The sequence below is a fragment of the Sporosarcina sp. FSL W7-1349 genome (genome assembly GCF_038003045.1).
GTDB lineage: Bacteria > Bacillota > Bacilli > Bacillales_A > Planococcaceae > Sporosarcina.
Genome location: NZ_JBBOOK010000002.1, coordinates 406,337 through 426,535, shown reverse-complemented (window position 1 = coordinate 426,535; position 20,199 = coordinate 406,337). Strand labels below are relative to the sequence as shown.

The window sequence follows — 20,199 nt, the reverse complement described above, 5'->3', positions numbered from 1 at the left end:
CCTCACGATTCCGGGAAATCGTGAGGGGTTTTTCGCTTTTCGGTTGAAAGCGAGATGGCGACGATGATATTGATCGTCCCGAAAATCATGACGGCGACATCGGGCAAGATATTGCCGCTGCCGTTGAGCTCGTCGGCAATCGTCCCTTGCACAAGACCGAGATTCCAAGTGATAAGAACGATAATTCCAGAAATGAGGCCGAGGCAAAATCGGGTGACGCGCCGGGCTCTGTTCTTAAAGAGCATGAGGAAGATCAGTAATAAAATGATGATAAGCATGACGTCGATTTGAATCAGCAATTGATTAATTGTATCCAATCAGAGAGCCCCCTTTCTCGTGTTGGACGAGAAATCAGGGAAATGGTTCCGGAGGGGAAATTTCCCACACATAATTATACCGTTTTAGGCCATCCTAACTTGTGAGCAATTTTCAAGGAGGAATGGAAATGAAAACTAAGTATGGCATAGTAATCCTAGTGGCAGTATTAGCATTGACAGGGTGTGGGAAATCGGCGCAAATGCCGGTAAGCGGAGAATCGATGGAACCGGTTTCCGCAACACTACTCAATACGAAAGGAGAGGAAATCGGAAAAGCCCACCTGGAGGAGCAGACGGAAGGCGTAACGATCAGTTTGCAGGCAGAAGGGCTGTCGCCGGGAATCCACGGTATTCACATTCATGAGACGGGTGTCTGTACGCCGCCCGATTTTGAATCGGCAGGGGCGCATTTGAACCCGGCAGGTAAGCAACATGGCTTCGAAAATCCGAAAGGTTTCCACGCGGGCGATCTGCCGAATATTGAGGTGCCGGAAGATGGAAAAGTAGTCACCCAAATCACGACGGCGGAAGTTACATTAAAAAAAGGGGAGCCGAACTCGCTGTTGGACGGCGACGGCAGTGCGTTGGTCATCCATGCGGACCCGGATGATTACAAAACGGATCCAGCAGGCAACTCCGGTGCGCGTATCGCCTGTGCTGCCATAGGGAAATAAGTAGTAGGGCCGATTGTCACGTCTTTTGCCCGAACTGTCATGGCAATCGTCCGAACTGTAAGGTCCCGGGACGAAACTGTCATGTCTCGCCCGAACTGTCATGGCAAATCGGCTAACTGTCATGGCAATCGTCCAAACTGTAAGGGCTCGGAATGAAACTGTCATGTCTCGCCCGAACTGTCATGGCAAATCAGCTGACTGTCATGGCAATCGTCTGAACTGTAAGGTCCCGGGATGAGACTGTCATGGCTCTCCCAGACTGTCATGTCAATTAGTTCAACTGTAACGGCACTCGTTCGAACTGTCAGGGCCCGGTATGAAACTGTCATGCTCGGCCACCAACTGTCATGTCCCACCCGTACTGTGAGGTCTCAAAACTATCACGTCTAAATCAACCAAAAACCAGCCCGAGCGACAACTCTCGCTCCGGGCTGGTTCATGTCCACATCATTCACGGTTTCAGAATGACTTTCACACACTCGTCGCCGTGTTCGTAGAAATGTTTATAGGCCAGTGGCGCTTCTTCGAGTGGCACGACGTGTGAGATAATTTCCGTCGGGTTGAATTCGTCCTTCGTAATCTTGTCAAAGAGCATTGGCATGTAATGGATGACAGGTGCTTGTCCCATTTTTAGCGTAATGTTCCGTTCAAACATATCGCCGAGTGGGAACATATTGTATAGCAGCCCGTAAACTCCGGTCAATTGGATTGTGCCAAATTTCCGGACGGAATTATGGGCGATGTCGATGGCGCTAAGGGTGCCGCCTTGGAGTTTCATCTTCTGACCGACTTTTTCCAATATATTCTTTTTCCCGTCCATCCCGACGCAGTCGATGACGATATCCACACCGCCGCTTGTCATTTCTTTAATATGGCCCCCAATATCGTCAAAGTCCTCAAAGTTCAACGCTTCGACTCGATTCATCTTAACAGCGCGTTCAAGCCGATATGGGACGTGATCGACGGCCAGTACCCGTTTAGCGCCTTTCATCCAAGCGAATTTCTGCGCCATCAGCCCGACCGGCCCGCAACCGAGCACGGCAACGGTATCCCCGCCTTTTACGCCTGCATTCTCAACACTCCAATAGGCAGTCGGAAGGACATCCGACAGGAACAACAATGCCTCATCCGGCAGTTCGCATGATTCGGGGATGACAAATGGAGTGAAGTTTCCATAAGGCACCCGCAAATACTCAGCTTGTCCCCCCGGATAATTCCCGTAGCGTTCCGTGAAGCCAAAGTAGCCGCCCGTGTCGATATGAGGGTTCCGATTCGAATTGTCGCATTGGCTCTCCATATCATGTTCGCAATAAAAACATTGACCGCAGGATATGTTGAACGGGATGACGACGCGGTCTCCCTTCTTCACTTTCGTCACGGCAGGGCCTACTTCCTCGACGATGCCCATCGGTTCGTGTCCGATTACATAGCCTGGGTGTGTTGGCAAGCCGCCCAAATAAATATGCAAGTCCGATCCGCAAATGGCGGTCGACGTCACTCTGACAATGATGTCATCATTTTTCTCAATGCGCGGCGCTTCCACTTGTTTTACTTGGATGTCCTTAACACCTTGAAAAGTCACAGCTTTCATGAAGTCCCTCCTCGGTTCAGGTTAACCTTACCGTTCCCTTCCCAAGTCTGGACTAATCCCGTTGAATTTATTTCGTCAAAAAATTCTCCGTGAAATAGGGTTGTGATTTTTCATTGAACGCGACGCCTGTGCCGAGGTGGCTATAGCCGGTGAGTAAAATATTTTCCCGATGGCCTTCCGAGTTCATCAGTCCTTCGTGGGCAAAGATACTGCTCGATTGCCCGTACGCCAAATTTTCGCCTGCCCCCCGGAACTTGATGCCGTCATCCGCCATCCGGTCGAACGGCGATTGCCCGCGTAGGTTTTCATGGCTGAAATAATCATGGTCGGCCATATCGACACTGTGCTTACGGGCGGTTCCAGCCACGACTGGTTCCCATTTCAACGCATTCAGGCCATGCCGGACACGTGCCGCATTCGTCAAATCGAATAATTGTTGCTCGAACCCGTTGCGCAATGTTTTATCCCCGACTGCATACAGAGCGTTCTTTTTCTGTTCCAATGAAGCTGCGATCAATTGGATGGCCGTCACGGTTTCCCCTTGATGCAGATCGTAAAAGACATACGTATACAGATCTCCTGTTTTAAACACATCATATCCTTCGCTCTCTTGCAAAATATAAATATTGAACCCTTTGCGGATCTCTTTCAACGGTTCCCCGTAAATCTCCCGCACTTTCGACTTCGGAGAGCCATACTGAATCCCGGTTGTCGAGGAAATGAGGTCGTCATTCGTATAAAGGGCGTTCACCCGTTGTTCCGCATCGACGGACACCATGACAAAATTTTGATAATGCTCGTGGTAGGTCCGCCAATCGGTTCCATATTCGTTTTTCGTTACGTTTTTCGGCTCTCCAAGTTCGGCGGCTACCTTTTCCAGCGGATCGCCCAATTCAATATTATGAATAGATAAAGAGGCGTGTTCGGGTTGAGTCAGCACTGGTTTTTCAACCTTGGGAACGGGCTCATCTTCTTCGAATGAACGGGTCTTCAGGTAGAGGACCGCTTTGTTCACGGCCTCGCTTATCGTATCGATTGCATTGGCAACCGTGTCATAATTGATAACCGATTCGACTTTTTCATCAATCGGATCGAGGAAGGAAAGATCGATCACCTTTGAAACAGGTTCTTCCCATAATGGTTTTGCAAAATACAGTGCGAATAGAAGAAAGATAAAAAGAAATAATCGCTTCATCAGTTCGCCTCCTTTGCCATATTGTAACCTTTTCAACCAACCAGAATACAGTCAATCGAACCGCGCAGGGTTCGATTTGCCGAAATAAAGCATTTTCCGCTCGCGGACCTTTTGGTGTACCAGTGCATGTCGAGGCCAAGCGGGCACCTTGCGCTTAGGTTTCGGATCTGGCCGAAAAACGGTATACTGGTAGCACTATAGTATAGGGGACGATTTAGGAGGTTCCAGGATGGCAGTATTGAAAAAAATGATAGCGGCGGAACTGTTGGAGGCCAATGAAGGGCTTTTCCGTTGCCCGATTTGCATCGCAGATATGACGTTGCGGGACAAGGCGCAATTCGTTTGCCAAGCAGGGCATTCATTTGATTTGGCCAAGCAGGGGTACGTCAACTTGGCACCTCAGGCACATGCGACGAAATATGATAAAGAGCTTTTCACGGCACGGAGCCATGTGATGGCGTCGGGATTTTTTGATTCAGTCGTCGATTTTATTGCAAAAGCCATTCAGGAGCGGCTTGGTGACAAGAATAAGCTGACTATTTTGGACGCGGGTTGTGGGGAAGGAACCCATCTGATGAATGTTCTCGGTGCACTGGGCGGAGAACGGGTCGGGGTCGGAATCGATCTGGCGAAGGAAGGGATTGTAGCGGCGGCCAAAGCCTATCCGGGCACCATTTGGACAGTGGCGGATCTAGCGAATTGTCCGTTCCGTGACGCCGGGTTCGATGTTATCCTGAATATTTTATCGCCAGCAAATTACGCAGAATTCACACGGCTTCTCCGTTCGGGCGGGTGGATAGTGAAAGTGGTACCAGAAAAACAGTATTTGCAAGAGCTGCGCGAGATTTTCTATGCCGGGAAGGAAGCCAAGGAGGAGACGGATCCGGTAGGACGCTTTTCGGAACAGGTGTCTGACGTTCATGTTGAACACATCACCTATCCGTTTGAGCTGGACCGGGGATTACTAGCTTCGCTAATTCGGATGACGCCATTGACTTGGGGGGCCGACGAGGAAAAAGTGGCGGAAGCGCTGCAAAGCGGCCTTTCTTCGATCACAATCGATTATAAAGTTCTGATCGGGCAGAGAGCGGAATAGGAAGGGGAAGATAAATATGTTTGGAACAGGTGTCACACCTACTTGGTTTTTTATTGTGGCGATTGCGGTTATTTTATTGTTAGTTATTTTCATTGAGTGGAAAACGAGGTGAGTGGAGTGGCGACGATGAAAAAGGTCGGGAAGCGGCAGCGGCCCAAACTTACCGCTGAGCAGGAATTGTGGCGGACGAGCGATATTTTGGATCAGGATGGATCGATTGAACATGCCCGGTTCGAAGGGGGGGGCAGGTCGGGAGTTCGAGTGGTGAACGATTGATGTTCGATGACGTCCGATTCCGGGATGTGTCCTTTGCCGGAAGTGATTTAGCGGGCGTGGAGTTTGTCGATGTGGTATTTTGCGAGGTGCTAGCTGGATCGGATCAATTTTTCCGAAACCAGCTTGAACGGGGTTGATTTATCGGACAGCTCATATGAACAGCTGGAAGTGACATTAACCAAAATCGCGGGGTGCATCGTATCGAGGGAGCAAGCCATAGGTTTCGCCCGTGCGCTCGGTGTAACCGTAGTGGGAGAATAATGCTATACTAGAATCGAAATCCGAGTGGAAAAGAGTGACGACGTATGCTAACTTTTGAAGAAAAACAAGCGATTATTGAATCATTTCCCGAATTGACAAGGAAAGACGTGTCGATGAAACGGGTGAACTATCATTATGAAGACAGTCTGTTTGAGAAGACGGTCGTCGTCCAGCATCTTCATCCGAATGGGAATGGTTTCGTCTACGTGGCGGGCATTCCCGGCTATAATCCGGATGAACGGGGCCTCGTCAATATCCGGGAGGCGACCGAAGAGGAGTTGCGTACAACGGTGGCAGATGCAATTCGTGCACTATCCGAAGAACCGGAGGAAGCTCCACCGTTCGAGCAGGCATGGGTGAACAAAGCGGGGGAGGAACTTATCTTGAAAGAAGAGATGGGCTTCTGGAATCTATACCATGGGTTGAACTTGGAAGAGAGCTTCGGTGATCATGCCGAGGCATTGGCATATTTGCGGGAGGAGCAGTTCAAACCATCTGGAGGTGAAGGGGAATGAAGGGCCAACATCTTGTCATTGGCCTGATTGTCCTTGTTCTGGCTGTTATCGCTGTCTTATACTTGACGATGACGTCCACCTTTAAAAAGGATGAAACCGGAATGGAACCGGCCGCTTTGGTTATCGAAATGGTGGATGAAACAAAAGCGCTGGCAAATCTAAAATGATTTGTCAGCGCTTTTTGCATTTATTATTTGTCTTCCAAATGCCTATTCCCGGATCGATACAGCCCCTTGCCGAAAGGCAGCCACCAGTTCCATTTCCCGAACAGTTTCATTAAGCTCGGCACAAGCAGGAGGCGGATGACGGTCGCATCAATGGCCACGGCAATCGCGATGCCGACACCAATCTGTTTGACGGGCAGGACATCCGTGAAGGCGAAAGCACCTGTCAACACGATCATGATCAACGCCGCGGACGTGATGACCTTACTTGTTGTCGCCAGTCCTTCGACGGTGGCCTTGTCATTGTTGAAGGATTTCGCATATTCCTCTTGCATCCGAGAAATTAGGAATACCTCATAGTCCATGCTTAGGCCGAACACGAGACTGAAGACGATCACTGGAATGATCAGTGCGATAGTTCCGGCCGGAATACCGAAATGACCGTATTGGAAAATGTAGACGAGGATTCCAAACGTGGCGGACAGGCCGATGACATTCATCACGATCGCCTTGAGCGGGATGATCACCGAACGGAAGGCAAACATGAGAATGAAGAACGTCGAAATCAGGATCACTGCCAAGACAAGTCCGATTTTATCCCAGATTTCATCGAAGATTTCCTGATTGAATTTTGGTTGGCCGCCGATCAATAGATTCCACTCTGTTTCCTTCTCAGCCCAATTCCGTACCCAATCTTGGGCTTCATCGGATGTTCCGTCGGCCGCAAGTGTGACAGGCACCATCAGTTTTTCATTCTGTACAAATGCTTCCTGTACCGGTTCGAGCTGGGTTTTCATTTCCGGTACGAGGTTTGCTTGTGTCCACTCTTCCGGAGATGCAATGCCGCTTGCGGTGAAGAGGGTCGTCACTTCATCGACCAATGGATCCTCGCGCAATGTCTCCTCGAGCGATTTCATCGAAGCGAGTCCATCTTCGTCCGTCCAGCCGCCTTCGCGTTCTGCAATGATGTAGACGGATGATTGGTCGCCCAGTCCGAAGGTGTCCTCCATCAACTCGTACGCGGCTCGGGTGTCATAAGATTTCGGCAAGGAGTCGATTTGCGGAATCGTCAGCTCCATATTCTTCACCGGAATCAAGGCGATGCCGAGCAGCACTAAGGCCGCAATCGTAATAAGGATCGGCCGCTTGATCACTTGGTTGGCAAATTTTCGCCAACCGTCCTCACCGGTCGATTTTGGTTTGATCAATTGCCATTTGTCGATCTTCTCACCAAGTGCGAGAAGGACGGATGGCAATAAAGTGATGGAACTGAGAACCGCCATGCCGACGACAATCATGCCACCGACCGCGATATTCTGAAAAATATCGACGCGGATGAGCAGCATGGCACCCAAACCGATGAAGACACAGAATGCGGAGAAAATGACGGAGCGTCCCGCCGTCCGGATCGTAGTCGTGACCGAATCCGCAATGTTCTCGGTCCGCCGCTCTTCGCGATATCGGCTGATGAACAAAAGGGCGAAGTCGATACTGAGCGCAAGTCCCAACATCGGAATGATGTTCATGACGAAGATGGATAAATCGAACCGCCCGCCAAGAATAGTTAAAATCCCGAAAGCGGAAACGACCGTCACGACCCCGATAATAAGAGGGACAAATGAAGCGACGACGGTGCCGAACGCAAAGAGCAGAACAATAATCGCAATCGGCAAACCAATCGCTTCCGCGGTCATCAAATCTCGCTGGCTTGCCGTGTTGATGTCTTTCGAGATAGCGGAAGCACCGGTTAACGTGATTCCGGGTTCGTTGCCAATGGTCTTCCGGATATCGGAGACAACACCGGACATACTTTCCACATCGCCATCGAAATGGAGCAGGGCATACGAGACTTTGCTGGCAGTATCCGCTTGTTCCGGATGGTCTAGTGGGGAAACAATGTCCGAGGTGACCCCGAGTTCCCCGACTGCATCGAGCACGGTCTGGATTTGTTCATCGGACGTCTGGTCGAACACGAGAAACATCGTCTCCGCAGGCATGCCAAATGAGTCGGATACGATATCCATTACATCCGAATGCTCGCCGTCAACGCGGAACCCATCGCCCTCCAGCATGCTCGGCAGACGAATGGCAAACACAGCCATGATGAGAAAAAAAGCGAGCCATGCGACGATGACCGCTTTGTACCTTTTCGTTACAAAACGTGCAAGAGCGCGCATATCTGTCATCCTTCCTATGTACATAGATTCTATTCTTCTATAATAAAGGAAAACGGGTGGAAAGTCTTTTGATACAAATAGGGGCAGGCGGGAGTGAGAAGCGAAAACGGTTTCAGGGTCGTGCAACAAAGGGGGTTCCAACGAAATCCCTAAATTGTGCGATAAGTCCGCGAAAGTAGAGCATTTCCGTTCTATTTTTAAATATAAAAAAAAGCCATCCCCTCGAAAGGAAATGGCTCTTGAGTGTGTAAAAATTAGTTTTTAGTTACGTTTGTAGCTTGAAGACCGCGTTGGCCTTGCTCGATTTCAAATGTAACATCTTGACCTTCTTCAAGAGTTTTGAAGCCGTCGCCTTGGATAGCAGAGAAGTGTACGAATACGTCGTCGCCGTCTTCACGTTCGATGAATCCAAAACCTTTTTCTGCGTTAAACCATTTTACTTTACCTTGTTCCATGTTTGTTTCCTCCTCGTGTGCATCGCACACATTGTGTTACTATCCTTGCTCAAGTCTTGAAGCGGTCTAGATGAAGTCGAGACCATCGCGCCGAACAAAAATAATTCTCTTTTATAATAACATGGGCATTTCCACAATGCAAGAGAAATGATTCACTTAAAAAAATAATGCAAGCAATTGGTAGACGATTGCCGCGATTGTTGCGGAAATCGGCAATGTGATAATCCAAGTCATGACGATCTTTTTTGCCACTCCCCATTTGACGCCTTTGACCCGCTGCGCTGACCCAACCCCCATGATGGAGGAGGAGATAACGTGCGTCGTACTGACCGGCAGATGGATGAGCGTTGCTCCGAAGATGATCGCAGCGGAGGACAGGTCGGCCGCGGCTCCGTTGACGGGACGGATTTTCATGATTTTCCCGCCGACGGTTTTAATGATCTTATAGCCGCCGATTGATGTCCCAAGCCCCATCGCCGTGGCGGCTGCAATTCGGACCCATAATTGGATATCGTCTGAAGTTTGAAGTTCCGCGGCAATCAGGGCCATCGTGATGATCCCCATCGCCTTTTGTGCGTCGTTCGTCCCGTGAGTGAACGATTGCAAAGCGGCAGTCCCGATCTGTAAATAGCGGATCCTCTTATTCTGCTTGAATAAATTCCGGTTTTTCATAATGACCTTGAATAGCGACATCATTAAAAAACCGCCCGCCAATGCGATGAAAGGCGATAGGATCAATGCCTGCATGATCTTCAGAAAGCCGGTATAATTCAAGATGCCAAAACCGGCTGCCGAAATGGCGGCCCCTGCAATGGAGCCGATGAGCGCATGCGAAGAACTGGAAGGGATCCCGTAATACCAAGTGATCAAGTTCCAGGCGATCGCAGCTATCAAAGCCGCCAAGATGACAAGGGATCCGTTTTCCAGAACGAAGGGATCGACAATGTCTTTCGAAATGGTTTTTGCCACTCCGGTGAACGTGAGCGCCCCGACGAAGTTCATCACCGCTGCCATATAGACGGCGGTCCGTGGTTTAAGTGCCCGTGTCGACACCGATGTCGCAATCGCATTCGCTGTGTCATGGAATCCATTAATGAAGTCGAATGCGAGCGCAAAGACGACGACCAATATGGTCAGGAAGATTAAAGTATCCACTACCGCTCCTCCTTAGGCGTTACGCATGATGATTGTTTCGATTGTGTTGGCTACGTCTTGGCAATGGTCAGCGATATCTTCCAACTGTTCATAAATATCTTTATACTGAATGATGAGGATCGGGTCTTTTTCCCGGATGAAGAGTTGTTTGATAGATGTCCGATGCACTTCATCGCAAATCCGTTCATATTCTTTGATTTGAACGGCATGGTCCCGCATTTCGACCAATTTCTTCCGCGCTAATAATTCCATCGCTTTGACGATTTCATCTGTGCTTTTCACGATATTTTCCATGAAGCTTTGGATGTACTCATCAATTTCGATTAGGGAGAACATTTCCAAATGGGCAGCAAAATGCTCAATTCCATCCAAAATGTCGTCCATTTTAATGGAAAGTTGCAGGATATCCTCTCGCTCGATTGGTGTCATGAATGACTTATTCAACTTGGCGATCAGATCGTGGATCAGGTCATCGCCTTCCGTTTCATATTCTTTTAATTTGACCGTCACTTCTTTTAGATCTGCGACCGAGTGCACCTTGAAATCGTGGGCGTAGTGCATCGCTTCCCGAACGTGCTGGGCAATCGTCAAAAGAGCTGTAAAAAAAGGATCGGGTTTTCTTGGACTGAACATACTTGTGCCTCCATCCGTTTCCGGAAATGATTTTAATCTTTTCCATCATAACAAATCACGCTCGTCTTGTTGCAAATTTCGACATGATTATATTACAAAATTTCATCAGGTTGAAACTTTTGGTAAGTTGGACCGTAAATTAAGGTAGAAGTGGGGAGGTGATGGTTTGGAGATTTTCGGCATGTCGCTTGTGCAAATGTATCTCGTCGTGCTCATTATATCCGGTCTGGCCACAGTGCTTTATGTGCTATTCAGCGATTTGGCGGAAGGAATCGGAGAGGGGACGCCATTATTGGATCCCGCCGTCCTACTGCCATTCATCACCTTCGTTTCTGCATCCGGCTATGTGTTGGAGCTGACCACATCCTGGCATAGCGGCCTTATTATTAGCATTGCTTTGATTATTGCGGTCATACTTGATTTTTTACTCTATTTCTTTGTGCTGCTTCCGTTAAGGTCGGCCGAAGTGTCGCTTGCCTATACGGATGAATCGCTCGTCGGGCAAGTCGGGAAAGTCATCGTGCCAGTTCCGAAGGATGGTTTTGGTGAAATTGTCATTGAATCGGTGAACGGAATCATTTCCAAACGGGCTGCGGGGTACGAAAACGAACCGATTGAGTACGACAAGGAAGTGTTGATCATGGAAGTGCGGGATGGCACCTTCATTGTGAAAGAGTATGAGCCTTTCCGTTTCAAATAATGAGAGCGAAGGTTGCCCGATGCCAAGCTTGGCAGATGATCAACAAGATTGGATTTAATTAGTTCTTATAATGAAGAAGGGGGAATTGAAATGGGTATTTGGATTGCAATTGGGGTCGTCGCCTTTGTTTTATTGGCGGTTATCCTCGTCTACATTTCGAAGTATCGCACGGTCGGGCCGGATGAGGCGCTGATTGTGACGGGGAGTTATTTAGGATCGAAAAACGTGCACACGGATGACTCGGGCAATCGGGTCAAAATCATCCGGGGCGGCGGGACTTTTGTGTTCCCGGTATTTCAACAGTCAGAGCCGCTCAGTCTGTTGTCCAGTAAATTGGAAGTGACCACGCCGGAAGTGTACACGGAGCAGGGTGTGCCGGTGATGGCGGACGGAACGGCGATTATTAAGATCGGCGGTTCGATTGCTGAAATCGCCACAGCAGCCGAGCAGTTTTTAGGCAAATCAAAAGAAGATCGCGAAAACGAAGCGAAAGAAGTGCTGGAAGGCCATCTCCGCTCGATCCTAGGTTCGATGACGGTGGAGGAGATCTATAAGAACCGGGATAAATTCTCCCAAGAAGTGCAGCGTGTCGCTTCCCAAGACCTTGCGAAGATGGGACTAATCATCGTATCTTTCACTATCAAAGACGTCCGGGATAAAAACGGCTATCTCGACTCGCTCGGAAAGCCGCGTATCGCACAAGTAAGGCGGGACGCCGACATCGCGACCGCAGAGGCGGAAAAAGAGACGCGCATCAAGAACGCCGAGGCTTCCAAAGAAGCGCAGAAAGCGGAATTGGAACGGGCCACGGAAATCGCGGAAGCGGAAAAGGAAAACCAGCTGAAAGTGGCGGAATTCCGATTGGAGCAAGACGTCGCGAGAGCCCGAGCGGACCAAGCATATGAATTGCAGACCGCCCGCTCTAAACAGGAAGTTATGGAACAGGAAATGCAGATCCAAATTATTGAGCGGCAAAAGCAGATTGAATTGGAAGAGAAAGAGATCCTGCGCCGGGAAAGACAGTATGATTCCGAAGTAAAGAAAAAAGCGGATGCAGACCGCTATGCCATCGAGCAGACGGCAGCTGCCGACAAGTCGCGGCAACTCGCGGAAGCTGATGCGGAGAAATACCGGATTGAGGCCCGGGCGAAAGCGGATGCGGAAAAAGTTCGGCTCGATGGTTTGGCGAAGGCCGAATCCCAGCGTGCGCAAGGGGAGTCGGAAGCTGACATCATCCGTCTGAAAGGTCTCGCGGAAGCCGAGGCAAAACGCAAAATTGCTGAGGCATTCGAACAATACGGTCAAGCGGCAATGCTCGATATGATCGTGCGAATGATGCCGGAATACGCGAAACAGATCGCAAGCCCGCTATCGAATATCGATAAGATCACAGTTGTCGACACGGGCGGCGGTGAAGGTGGCGGGGCCAATAAAGTGACATCGTACGCCACGAACCTGATGTCCTCCCTTCAAGAGACATTGAAGGCCTCTTCGGGCATCGACGTCAAGGAAATGCTCGAAAACTACGCCGGCAAGAACAACTTGCGTCCAAGCATTGACCAGTTGGCGCAGGAAGTCCGGGTTAAGGATGAGAAACCTGTGGAAAAGGAATTGCCAGTTGCTGAAGAGGTATAACAAAGGGCTCGATCCCGTCCAGAATTCCGGGCGGGATCGGGTCTTTTTTTCGATTCCGAGTGCATACATTTTTGCAAGCGCTCATATATTTGTGTTCCGCACCTATAACCCCGTCTCCCACGTTCATATGTTTGAACCCCTCCGCCCGACTCCCTAAGCAGTTGCCTTTTCCTCTATCAACCCCGCATGATATAATGGCAGACAGCTATATTAGTGAAAATTCCAAATAGAATAATAGGAAGTGGGATGGTGCATGAGACAAATAGAAACGAATCTGGAAGGTTCCAGATCGCTCGCAAAAGGCTGGATTGTCATCCTGCTTGGTTCATTGACGGCATTCGGCCCGCTGTCAATGGATATGTATTTGCCGGCCTTGCCGACGGTGGCCAAGGATTTGACGGCTACCACTTCGCTCGTCCAGCTCAGTTTGACGGCCTGCTTGCTGGGCCTCGCAGCCGGGCAGCTGATTTTCGGACCGCTCAGTGATATCCGGGGAAGGCGTAAACCGCTCATTTCAACGCTTATTACATATGCCATCGTATCTGTGCTCTCTGCCTTCAGTCCGAATATTATCGTCTTTATCGTATTGCGTTTCATCCAAGGGCTGACAGGGGCAGCGGGAATCGTCATTGCACGGGCGGCGGCTCGTGATTTGTATTCGGGGAAAGATTTGACTAAATTCATGGCGCTTTTGGCGCTTGTTATGGGGGTAGCCCCGATTTTGGCTCCGATCGCCGGAGGAGCGGTATTGCAATTTTCTTCGTGGCCAACCATTTTTATCATTTTAGGCTTGTACGGCTTGCTCATGTTCTTTTCCGTCCTGTTCTTTCTGCCGGAAACCTTGCCGGAGGAAAAACGTTCGGAAGGCAGCATCCTCGCCGTTTTCAAAACGTTTAAAAGTTTGCTCAGCAATCGGACGTTCATGGGTATCGCCCTGACTCAGTCTCTCGTCATGTCGAGCATGTTCGCTTATATTGCAGGTTCGCCCTTCGTATTGCAGAACATCTATCAGATTACGCCGCAGCAGTTTTCTTTGCTTTTTGCACTAAATGGCCTCGGCATCATCATCGCTTCCCAGACGGCGGGGCGGCTGTCGAGTACCGTACGGGAGAGTAAATTACTCCTTGCTGGGTTATGTATCTCCCTCGCCGGCAGTGTTCTGCTCTTGCTCGGCATTTTGCTTGGCTTGCCATTGCCTGTCATCGTAACGGCATTATTCCTAGTGGTATCCAGTGTCGGAATGGTATCAGCAACCGCATTCTCGCTTGCCATGGAGAGTCAAGGGAAAGTTGCGGGGAGTGCCTCGGCGTTTCTTGGGCTGCTTCCTTTTATCGGGGGGGCCATCGTTTCGCCACTTGTCGGAATCGCCGGTGACCAAACCGCCCTCCCTATGGCAATCGTCATCATAGTGTGCAGTTTCTCAGCTTTGTTTATTTATGTAACATTGGGAAGAAGCCGAAGCTAGGTTAGTCAAGGGCTTATCATTTTATTTCTCCGCCCAATAGGTGCATGATAGATAGTAGTGGTAAAAAACTTTTTAAGAGGTGCTAATAAATGGACTATCGTATTGAACATGACACATTCGGTGAAATCAAGGTTCCGTCAGACAAACTGTGGGGCGCCCAGACGCAGCGGAGCAAGCAGAACTTCAAAATAGGCGGAGAACGGATGCCGATCGGTGTCGTACGTGCATTTGCACACTTGAAAAAAGCTGCGGCCATCGCCAGCCATGCACATGGCAATCTCTCTGAAGCGAAGATGAAAGCTATTTCCGCGGCGGCGGATGAAGTACTGGAAGGAAAATGGGACGATCATTTCCCGTTAGTCGTCTGGCAGACTGGAAGCGGTACCCAATCCAATATGAATATGAACGAAGTCCTTGCCAATCGAGGCAATCAATTACTCGAGGAATGGGGCGAAACGGAGCGTCTTCATCCAAACGATGACGTCAATAAATCGCAAAGCTCGAACGACACGTTCCCGACGGCGCTGCATGTTGCGGGCGTTACAGCGGTCGAGAAGCAGCTATTGCCGGCACTCGACAAATTGAAAGCGACACTCGGGGAAAAATCCGAAGCTTTCATGGATATCATTAAAATCGGCCGTACGCATTTGCAAGATGCGACGCCTTTGACACTAGGCCAGGAAATCAGCGGCTGGCATCGCATGCTCGAGAAAACCGAGTCGATGATCCGGACCAGCGTCGAATCGATGAAAGAGCTGGCCATCGGCGGAACAGCGGTCGGCACCGGCTTGAATGCACCGAAAGGATTCGGCGATCAAGTCGCGGAGGAAATCTCGAAATCGGTTGGCATCGCCTTTTCATCAGCGGAGAATAAATTCCATGCGCTCACTAGCTACGATGAAGTCGTCTACACGCATGGCGCATTAAAAGCATTGGCGGCGGATCTGATGAAAATCGCCAACGACGTTCGCTGGCTGGCAAGCGGTCCGCGCTCGGGCATCGGGGAAATTACAATTCCAGAAAATGAACCCGGTAGCTCCATCATGCCCGGAAAAGTGAACCCGACCCAGAGTGAGGCATTGACGATGGTCGTCTCTCAAGTGATGGGGAATGACGCGACAATCGGATTTGCGGCAAGCCAAGGGAACTTCGAATTGAACGTCTTTAAACCGGTTATTATTTATAACTTCCTTCAGACGGTCACTTTGTTGAGTGACGCAATGATCAGCTTCAATGACAATTGTGCAGTCGGAATCGAGCCGAACCGTGAGGAAATCGACAATAAAGTGAAAAACTCCCTCATGCTTGTAACGGCGTTGAACCCGTACATCGGATATGAAAACGCCGCGAAGATTGCCAAGAAGGCGCATGCGGAAGGGACGACTTTGAAAGAAGCGGCACTTGCGACCGGATTATTGACTGAAGAGCAGTTTGACGAATATGTCGTTCCGTCGAAAATGATTGGGAAGTAAGAAAAGAGCTTGTCCACAAATCTGTAACCCCTCAATGCCAGGAATTCAGGTAAAATGGGGGAAATGGTGTAGATGAAGGAGTGGACAGCACGTTGAAGAAATCAGCAATCCTAGTATTGTTTTCATTCATGCTCCTATTGGGGGCTTGTGGCTCCGAATCGGGAACAAGCGGGGAAGCCCATGAACTGGCGCATGGCGAGCAGCATCACTTGCCAAACGGCGATTTGCAGGAAGTGACTGCGTCAGCGGATGACTTACCAGCATTTTTGGATGACAAGCCGGAAGATATGCGGCTTGTTTACCAGCTGGCCGGGAAGTCGGCGGATATTCTGGAATGGATGCCCTGCTATTGCGGATGCGGCGAAAGTGCGGGCCATGGCAGCAATTTGAATTGTTTTGTCGATGAAATACGGGAAGACGGATCCGTCGTGTGGGATGATCATGGTACACGATGCCTCGTCTGTCTGGAAATTGCGGTGAAATCCGTGCAACTGGACCAGGAAGGTAAATCATTGAAAGAGATCCGTGAATTCATTGACGAAACATATCAGGAAGGCTACGCTAAGCCAACCGATACGCCGATGCCAGCATGAAAAAAAGCAGACACCCAGTCGGGCGTCTGCTTTTTTCATTTTCCTTATTTTATATACAAATCGCTCACAAGTACATCTTTAATGACGTCTGTCGGAATCTCGAATGTCACAACACCCATGTAACCTGGGGCGACTTCATATTTATCGAACGAGACGACCAGCTTGTTTTGTGCGGTAATGTAGAATGGCTGATCGGGCCGGATTTGTTCGAACCCTTCTATAAATTCGTCATCTGGCAGAAAGTATGCTTTCATGTCATCCTTGGCCATTTGGTCTTTCATTTCATACAGAATATAGGCGCTGATGATCGCCACATAACTTTCATCTTTGAAGAGACTCGGCAACGTGATCAACAGTCCATTCTCCTTATCGACCGTATCATATTTCATGACGGTGGACGAGGAACCGACGATATTCACTTCGTAACGGGCGATCGACAACAGTTGGTCGGTTTCCGTCAGCACTTCATATCCCGAGTCTACACCAAGATGTCCGCCGCCCGCCCATTGTTCCATGTCGGCAACGTCTTTTTCGAATTGTTCATAGAGCGCTTTGTTTTCCGCTATATATTTCTCGTTCAGGGCAGTTTGCAGCTCGGGATTGTTCAATCCTTCCAGTGCCGGGGTGTTCAGATCCGCTTGGTAGGTTCCTTGGTCCACTTTAATTTGCTGCACGGTGATTACTTCCACAATTGACCCGAGGAACGGCACGTTGGCCATCGTTTGGGCGAAGGTGGGACTGACGTTGATGCTGCCGACAAATAGGGCGGCGGCTGCGGCGGCACCGATTACCCACTGCGGCGCACGTCTCCTTTTCTTTGGCTGATGCTTTTGTTTCGCTTGCCGGATGGCCGATTGGACAACCTCCTCCAGTTCTGTAGGGATTTCGATGTTCTCATAGTCTTGTTTTAGTGGTTTTAGCTTTTTCATACGTTGAACTCCTCTCCGACTGTCAAGCGTAGCTTCTTTAATGCTGCATAGAGCCTTGTTTTCACTGTATTGACATTGTCCCCTGTAATGTCTGCAATTTCTTCGATTTTCAAATCCTCGAAAAAACGCAAAAGAATGATGGTTTTATAAACGGGCGGCAATTCATCGATCGCTTGCTGTAAATCCAAATCGGCCCATTCCATTTCTGTCGTTGGCAGATGAATGCCTAACACATCGTCCTCCATCACCGTCATCCGCTTATTTTTGCGAATAAAATCAATGGCGGTGTTGACGAGAATCCGGTAAAACCACGTTTTCAAATATCGGATCTCTTCTAGACGATCGACGGATTGTAGCGCTTTTAAGATAGCTTCCTGCACGATATCGAGTGCATTTTCTTTGTTGCGGACGTAGCCATAGGCAAGCCGGTAATGGGACGCTTTATTTTCTAGAATAAACTGCTCGACGAGCTCGAAATTTGTATTCCTTGTCATGACAATCAATCACCTTTTCTATGATCCAACGCTTCGCGAAACGTTCTAAATGATTTGACGGAGCAGTATGTGAAAAAGTTGTCAGGTTCTTTCATTCAGAAAATTAAAACGGGTTGCTGGAAATTATGGTACAATTTCAGTAATGAAGAACGGGGGGATGACGATGATCCGGTTTGTTCAATTTGATGAAACGTACATACCACAAATGGCGGAATTGCTGGCGGAACGGCATGCCTTGGAACGTAAACGCTTTCCGTTTCTGCCCGACCGCTTTGAAAGCCCCATCGCCGCGGCTGAGTTGTTGATTGAAGAAACAGCCCGGCCGTATGCTGCAGGAGTGGTGGCGCTCCGACACGATGAAGTGATCGGGTATATGCTGTATGAATTCAAGCAAGACGCGGCAAGGGGAAGATATGTGTCGATCGGTTATCCGTCACTTGCTGTCAAGAACGGGGAGCATCCGCAGCTCGTCCGTCTTCTATACGCGGAAGCGGGGGCGGAATGGGTGCGCAATGGATATTTCGAGCATGTTCTTTACGTACCGGTCGGAAATGACGCCATCATCCTGGAATGGCTGGAGCAGTCATTCCGTTTCGACCAGCGGTATGCTGTACTGCCGTTGGAGGACTATGAACCAAAAGGGAATGGAACCACAACAGTGGAATTCCGGAAAATTGAGGACGATCCTGCTATCCTGCAAAAGATGGCTCACTGGAATAGTTTGCATCAGGCAACAGCCCCGGCCTGGAAGCCGATTACAAAAGAGAACCTAGAAGAAGAGCGGAAAAACTATGAAGAGCTGGCTGGGAATCGAGGAATCCAACTCTGGATTGCGGAGCAAAATGACATCCCCGCGGCTTTCCATGTCTACAAGCCGCAAGAGGCGAACACGATGGTCGCTTCAGAAAATGCCGCATATCTCGTCTCCGCCTCCACTAATATGGAACTGCGTGGCAAGGGAATCGGGAAAGCCATTGCGGATCATTGCTTCCGGGAGATGCGAAATCTCGGCTATGAATACATTTTAGTGGATTGGCACACGCCGAATCACTTGTCCTCCTACTATTGGCCAAAATTAGGTTTCCAATCGTACATGATCCGGATGGTACGAACTGTGGATTCCCGGATCGCCTGGGCGCACGGGAGCCAATGATGGAAAATAAAACATTTGTCGCTTCCTGGAGTGGAGGCAAAGACTCTGCCATGGCTTATTACCGGGCCGTGCAATCCGGTGCACGCCCGGTGAGGTTATGGACGATGTTTGAAATAGGCGAGGAGATTTCAAAATCCCATGCTCTCCCGATTGAATTAGTGGAAGCGCAAGCCGAAAGCCTTGGCGTCCCTTTGATGACTCGTGGGGCGGATTGGAATGGGTATGAGGAACAGTTTTTGGACGCGATGCGGGAATGCAAAGAAGCAGGGATCGATATTGGTGTTTTTGGCGATATCGATCTGGAGGACCACCTGGAATGGGTGCGCAATTCCTGTGCCAAAGCGGGATTGGAGGCGGTCCATCCGCTTTGGAAGGAGTCCCGGCGAAAAATTTTGGAAGAATTCATCGAGGCGGGATTTGAAGCGTATCTTGTCGTGGTCAATACGAAAATGATGCCAGCCCGTTTTGTCGGCCGCCGGTTCACGATCGAGTTGATGGATGAACTCGAAGCGCTCAGTATCGATTCTTGTGGAGAATCCGGCGAATTTCATACCGTCGTCGTCGACGGCCCCATTTTCAATAAGCGGGTGCCGATCAAGCTTTCTAGTCCATACGAGCGGGACCACTATGTCTTTGTCAAAGCCGGATTGCAGGAGGGGGCCCGTTGAAAGTGAAATGGAAATTGGCGCTCGGCGTGGCGCTATGCGTCTTTCTTCTAGCGGCTTGTTCGTCAGCGAAGGAATTATCCATCTCGACGAGGAGTCTGACGGAGAAGGAACAGATTCTCGTGAAAAATTCAGGTGGTGCCGATATGGAGTATTTTGTGATTAACGGAGATCTGCCGGAAGGGCAAACTCTAGGAATCACGCTTGAAGTACATGAAAAGGGAAAATTGGTTTCGGAAAATGAACCAGGGGTGTTTAACGAGGACTTCTTGGCAGATCGGAATATCAGTTTTGGTATCCGGCAGGGCTGGGGAGACCAGAACGATGAATTGATCTTCAGTTCTTCGGGTGGATTGATCGGGTTACAGTTGGCCCCGTTGAAGGGAGCATCTTCCCATGGGGCTTTGATTGATGAAAAAGTGGTTTTGCAGATGGGGGAGCCCGTTTATCTTGCGTATTGGATCACTTCCGAAGATTTGAGCATTCGCGGTTTCGGAAATGCAATCGATGAGGAAGAATTGGCAGCACTGAAAGCGTATGATCGTGCTGTTTTATTGAAAGCCGAGCTGCGGGAGGATTAATGT

General features: G+C 49.5%; 24 protein-coding genes. 14 read left to right on the top strand and 10 right to left on the bottom strand.

The annotated features are described in order from the left end of the window. Window positions 1-2: 2 nt before the first annotated feature. Window positions 3-317, bottom strand: a complete 315-nt coding sequence (locus MKY41_RS16015; protein ID WP_340746046.1) for a hypothetical protein — start codon at window positions 315-317, stop codon at window positions 3-5. Window positions 318-445: 128 nt separating this feature from the next. Here MKY41_RS16015 and MKY41_RS16010 point away from each other — a divergent pair, with 128 nt between their 5' ends. After that, window positions 446-991: a superoxide dismutase family protein gene (locus tag MKY41_RS16010; RefSeq protein WP_340746045.1), complete on the top strand. Its 546-nt coding sequence runs from the start codon at window positions 446-448 to the stop codon at window positions 989-991. Window positions 992-1,152: 161 nt separating this feature from the next. Here the strand turns inward: MKY41_RS16010 and MKY41_RS16005 are convergent, their stop codons facing one another. The 3 genes from MKY41_RS16005 to MKY41_RS15995 form a co-directional block, all read right to left on the bottom strand. After that, window positions 1,153-1,320 (bottom strand): hypothetical protein, encoded by a 168-nt coding sequence (locus MKY41_RS16005; RefSeq protein WP_340746044.1) that lies wholly within the window; start codon window positions 1,318-1,320, stop codon window positions 1,153-1,155. 122 nt (window positions 1,321-1,442) lie between these two features. Beyond that, window positions 1,443-2,582, bottom strand: a complete 1,140-nt coding sequence (locus tag MKY41_RS16000; RefSeq protein WP_340746043.1) for a zinc-dependent alcohol dehydrogenase — start codon at window positions 2,580-2,582, stop codon at window positions 1,443-1,445. 67 nt (window positions 2,583-2,649) lie between these two features. Next, window positions 2,650-3,777: a CAP domain-containing protein gene (locus MKY41_RS15995; protein ID WP_340746042.1), complete on the bottom strand. Its 1,128-nt coding sequence runs from the start codon at window positions 3,775-3,777 to the stop codon at window positions 2,650-2,652. A gap of 229 nt (window positions 3,778-4,006) precedes the next feature. Between MKY41_RS15995 and MKY41_RS15990 the strand changes: the two genes are divergently transcribed. The 5 genes from MKY41_RS15990 to MKY41_RS15970 all read left to right on the top strand — a co-directional run bounded on the left by MKY41_RS15990 (window position 4,007) and on the right by MKY41_RS15970 (window position 6,092). Next, on the top strand, window positions 4,007-4,873 hold the full coding sequence (locus MKY41_RS15990; protein WP_340746041.1) for a putative RNA methyltransferase: 867 nt from the start codon (window positions 4,007-4,009) through the stop codon (window positions 4,871-4,873). A 117-nt stretch (window positions 4,874-4,990) separates the two neighbouring features. After that, window positions 4,991-5,149 (top strand): hypothetical protein, encoded by a 159-nt coding sequence (locus tag MKY41_RS15985; RefSeq protein WP_340746040.1) that lies wholly within the window; start codon window positions 4,991-4,993, stop codon window positions 5,147-5,149. Next, window positions 5,149-5,286 carry a hypothetical protein gene (locus tag MKY41_RS15980; protein ID WP_340746039.1) on the top strand — a complete coding sequence of 46 codons (138 nt, stop codon included), beginning with the start codon at window positions 5,149-5,151 and terminating at the stop codon, window positions 5,284-5,286. Before MKY41_RS15985 ends, MKY41_RS15980 begins: the two co-directional genes overlap by 1 nt. 168 nt (window positions 5,287-5,454) lie before the next feature. Continuing rightward, window positions 5,455-5,925, top strand: coding sequence for a hypothetical protein (locus MKY41_RS15975; RefSeq protein ID WP_340746038.1), 471 nt, complete (start codon window positions 5,455-5,457; stop codon window positions 5,923-5,925). Continuing rightward, window positions 5,922-6,092 (top strand): hypothetical protein, encoded by a 171-nt coding sequence (locus MKY41_RS15970; protein ID WP_340746037.1) that lies wholly within the window; start codon window positions 5,922-5,924, stop codon window positions 6,090-6,092. The genes MKY41_RS15975 and MKY41_RS15970 overlap by 4 nt, the downstream gene beginning before the upstream one ends. 23 nt (window positions 6,093-6,115) lie before the next feature. Here MKY41_RS15970 and MKY41_RS15965 read toward each other — a convergent pair whose 3' ends face one another. The 4 genes from MKY41_RS15965 to MKY41_RS15950 form a co-directional block, all read right to left on the bottom strand. Continuing rightward, window positions 6,116-8,266 carry an MMPL family transporter gene (locus tag MKY41_RS15965; protein WP_340746036.1) on the bottom strand — a complete coding sequence of 717 codons (2,151 nt, stop codon included), beginning with the start codon at window positions 8,264-8,266 and terminating at the stop codon, window positions 6,116-6,118. A 254-nt stretch (window positions 8,267-8,520) separates the two neighbouring features. After that, entirely contained in the window at window positions 8,521-8,721 is a 201-nt protein-coding gene (locus MKY41_RS15960; protein WP_340746035.1) for a cold-shock protein, read from the bottom strand. Window positions 8,722-8,877: 156 nt separating this feature from the next. Then, window positions 8,878-9,876 (bottom strand): inorganic phosphate transporter, encoded by a 999-nt coding sequence (locus tag MKY41_RS15955; protein ID WP_340746034.1) that lies wholly within the window; start codon window positions 9,874-9,876, stop codon window positions 8,878-8,880. A 12-nt stretch (window positions 9,877-9,888) separates the two neighbouring features. Further along, window positions 9,889-10,509 carry a DUF47 domain-containing protein gene (locus tag MKY41_RS15950; RefSeq protein ID WP_340746033.1) on the bottom strand — a complete coding sequence of 207 codons (621 nt, stop codon included), beginning with the start codon at window positions 10,507-10,509 and terminating at the stop codon, window positions 9,889-9,891. Window positions 10,510-10,675: 166 nt separating this feature from the next. Here MKY41_RS15950 and MKY41_RS15945 point away from each other — a divergent pair, with 166 nt between their 5' ends. The 5 genes from MKY41_RS15945 (at window position 10,676) to MKY41_RS15925 (ending at window position 16,374) form a co-directional block, all read left to right on the top strand. Further along, window positions 10,676-11,209 (top strand): hypothetical protein, encoded by a 534-nt coding sequence (locus MKY41_RS15945; RefSeq protein ID WP_340746032.1) that lies wholly within the window; start codon window positions 10,676-10,678, stop codon window positions 11,207-11,209. A gap of 90 nt (window positions 11,210-11,299) precedes the next feature. Next, the gene (locus MKY41_RS15940; protein WP_340746031.1) at window positions 11,300-12,844 is read left to right on the top strand and encodes a flotillin family protein; all 1,545 of its coding nucleotides are present in this window, start codon (window positions 11,300-11,302) and stop codon (window positions 12,842-12,844) included. A 253-nt stretch (window positions 12,845-13,097) separates the two neighbouring features. Beyond that, window positions 13,098-14,309 (top strand): multidrug effflux MFS transporter, encoded by a 1,212-nt coding sequence (locus MKY41_RS15935; RefSeq protein WP_340746030.1) that lies wholly within the window; start codon window positions 13,098-13,100, stop codon window positions 14,307-14,309. A gap of 89 nt (window positions 14,310-14,398) precedes the next feature. Further along, a complete protein-coding gene (gene fumC, locus MKY41_RS15930) occupies window positions 14,399-15,781 on the top strand; it encodes a class II fumarate hydratase (RefSeq protein ID WP_340746029.1) in 1,383 nt (460 codons plus the stop codon). 92 nt (window positions 15,782-15,873) lie between these two features. Then, on the top strand, window positions 15,874-16,374 hold the full coding sequence (locus tag MKY41_RS15925) for a PCYCGC motif-containing (lipo)protein (RefSeq protein WP_340746028.1): 501 nt from the start codon (window positions 15,874-15,876) through the stop codon (window positions 16,372-16,374). 44 nt (window positions 16,375-16,418) lie between these two features. On the opposite strand, the gene MKY41_RS15920 is transcribed toward MKY41_RS15925, so the two are convergent. After that, on the bottom strand, window positions 16,419-17,303 hold the full coding sequence (locus tag MKY41_RS15920; protein WP_340746027.1) for a DUF3298 and DUF4163 domain-containing protein: 885 nt from the start codon (window positions 17,301-17,303) through the stop codon (window positions 16,419-16,421). Continuing rightward, window positions 17,300-17,797 (bottom strand): RNA polymerase sigma factor, encoded by a 498-nt coding sequence (locus tag MKY41_RS15915; protein ID WP_340746026.1) that lies wholly within the window; start codon window positions 17,795-17,797, stop codon window positions 17,300-17,302. The genes MKY41_RS15920 and MKY41_RS15915 overlap by 4 nt, the downstream gene beginning before the upstream one ends. Before the next feature lie 163 nt (window positions 17,798-17,960). Here MKY41_RS15915 and MKY41_RS15910 point away from each other — a divergent pair, with 163 nt between their 5' ends. From MKY41_RS15910 to MKY41_RS15900, 3 genes are read left to right on the top strand one after another with little or no spacing between them, the layout of a single operon-like run. After that, complete coding sequence (locus MKY41_RS15910; RefSeq protein ID WP_340746025.1) at window positions 17,961-18,950, top strand: GNAT family N-acetyltransferase; 990 nt, start codon at window positions 17,961-17,963, stop codon at window positions 18,948-18,950. Continuing rightward, entirely contained in the window at window positions 18,950-19,618 is a 669-nt protein-coding gene (locus tag MKY41_RS15905) for a Dph6-related ATP pyrophosphatase (RefSeq protein ID WP_340746024.1), read from the top strand. Before MKY41_RS15910 ends, MKY41_RS15905 begins: the two co-directional genes overlap by 1 nt. Beyond that, window positions 19,615-20,196, top strand: coding sequence for a hypothetical protein (locus MKY41_RS15900; protein ID WP_340746023.1), 582 nt, complete (start codon window positions 19,615-19,617; stop codon window positions 20,194-20,196). Before MKY41_RS15905 ends, MKY41_RS15900 begins: the two co-directional genes overlap by 4 nt. Window positions 20,197-20,199: the final 3 nt, after the last annotated feature.

Excerpts from the sequence above, each read along its gene's own strand:
- MKY41_RS15965 (WP_340746036.1), bottom strand. The coding sequence starts at position 8,266 with ATGCGCGCTCTTGCACGTTTTGTAACGAAAAGGTACAAAGCGGTCATC.
- MKY41_RS15990 (WP_340746041.1), top strand. The coding sequence starts at position 4,007 with ATGGCAGTATTGAAAAAAATGATAGCGGCGGAACTGTTGGAGGCCAAT.
- MKY41_RS15950 (WP_340746033.1), bottom strand. The coding sequence starts at position 10,509 with ATGTTCAGTCCAAGAAAACCCGATCCTTTTTTTACAGCTCTTTTGACG.
- MKY41_RS16000 (WP_340746043.1), bottom strand. The coding sequence starts at position 2,582 with ATGAAAGCTGTGACTTTTCAAGGTGTTAAGGACATCCAAGTAAAACAA.
- MKY41_RS15995 (WP_340746042.1), bottom strand. The coding sequence starts at position 3,777 with ATGAAGCGATTATTTCTTTTTATCTTTCTTCTATTCGCACTGTATTTT.
- MKY41_RS15905 (WP_340746024.1), top strand. The coding sequence starts at position 18,950 with ATGGAAAATAAAACATTTGTCGCTTCCTGGAGTGGAGGCAAAGACTCT.
- MKY41_RS15935 (WP_340746030.1), top strand. The coding sequence starts at position 13,098 with ATGAGACAAATAGAAACGAATCTGGAAGGTTCCAGATCGCTCGCAAAA.
- MKY41_RS15970 (WP_340746037.1), top strand. The coding sequence starts at position 5,922 with ATGAAGGGCCAACATCTTGTCATTGGCCTGATTGTCCTTGTTCTGGCT.
- MKY41_RS15915 (WP_340746026.1), bottom strand. The coding sequence starts at position 17,797 with ATGACAAGGAATACAAATTTCGAGCTCGTCGAGCAGTTTATTCTAGAA.
- MKY41_RS15960 (WP_340746035.1), bottom strand. The coding sequence starts at position 8,721 with ATGGAACAAGGTAAAGTAAAATGGTTTAACGCAGAAAAAGGTTTTGGA.
- fumC (WP_340746029.1), top strand. The coding sequence starts at position 14,399 with ATGGACTATCGTATTGAACATGACACATTCGGTGAAATCAAGGTTCCG.
- MKY41_RS15975 (WP_340746038.1), top strand. The coding sequence starts at position 5,455 with ATGCTAACTTTTGAAGAAAAACAAGCGATTATTGAATCATTTCCCGAA.
- MKY41_RS15920 (WP_340746027.1), bottom strand. The coding sequence starts at position 17,303 with ATGAAAAAGCTAAAACCACTAAAACAAGACTATGAGAACATCGAAATC.
- MKY41_RS15980 (WP_340746039.1), top strand. The coding sequence starts at position 5,149 with ATGTTCGATGACGTCCGATTCCGGGATGTGTCCTTTGCCGGAAGTGAT.
- MKY41_RS15910 (WP_340746025.1), top strand. The coding sequence starts at position 17,961 with ATGATCCGGTTTGTTCAATTTGATGAAACGTACATACCACAAATGGCG.
- MKY41_RS16005 (WP_340746044.1), bottom strand. The coding sequence starts at position 1,320 with ATGACAGTTTCATACCGGGCCCTGACAGTTCGAACGAGTGCCGTTACA.
- MKY41_RS15940 (WP_340746031.1), top strand. The coding sequence starts at position 11,300 with ATGGGTATTTGGATTGCAATTGGGGTCGTCGCCTTTGTTTTATTGGCG.
- MKY41_RS16010 (WP_340746045.1), top strand. The coding sequence starts at position 446 with ATGAAAACTAAGTATGGCATAGTAATCCTAGTGGCAGTATTAGCATTG.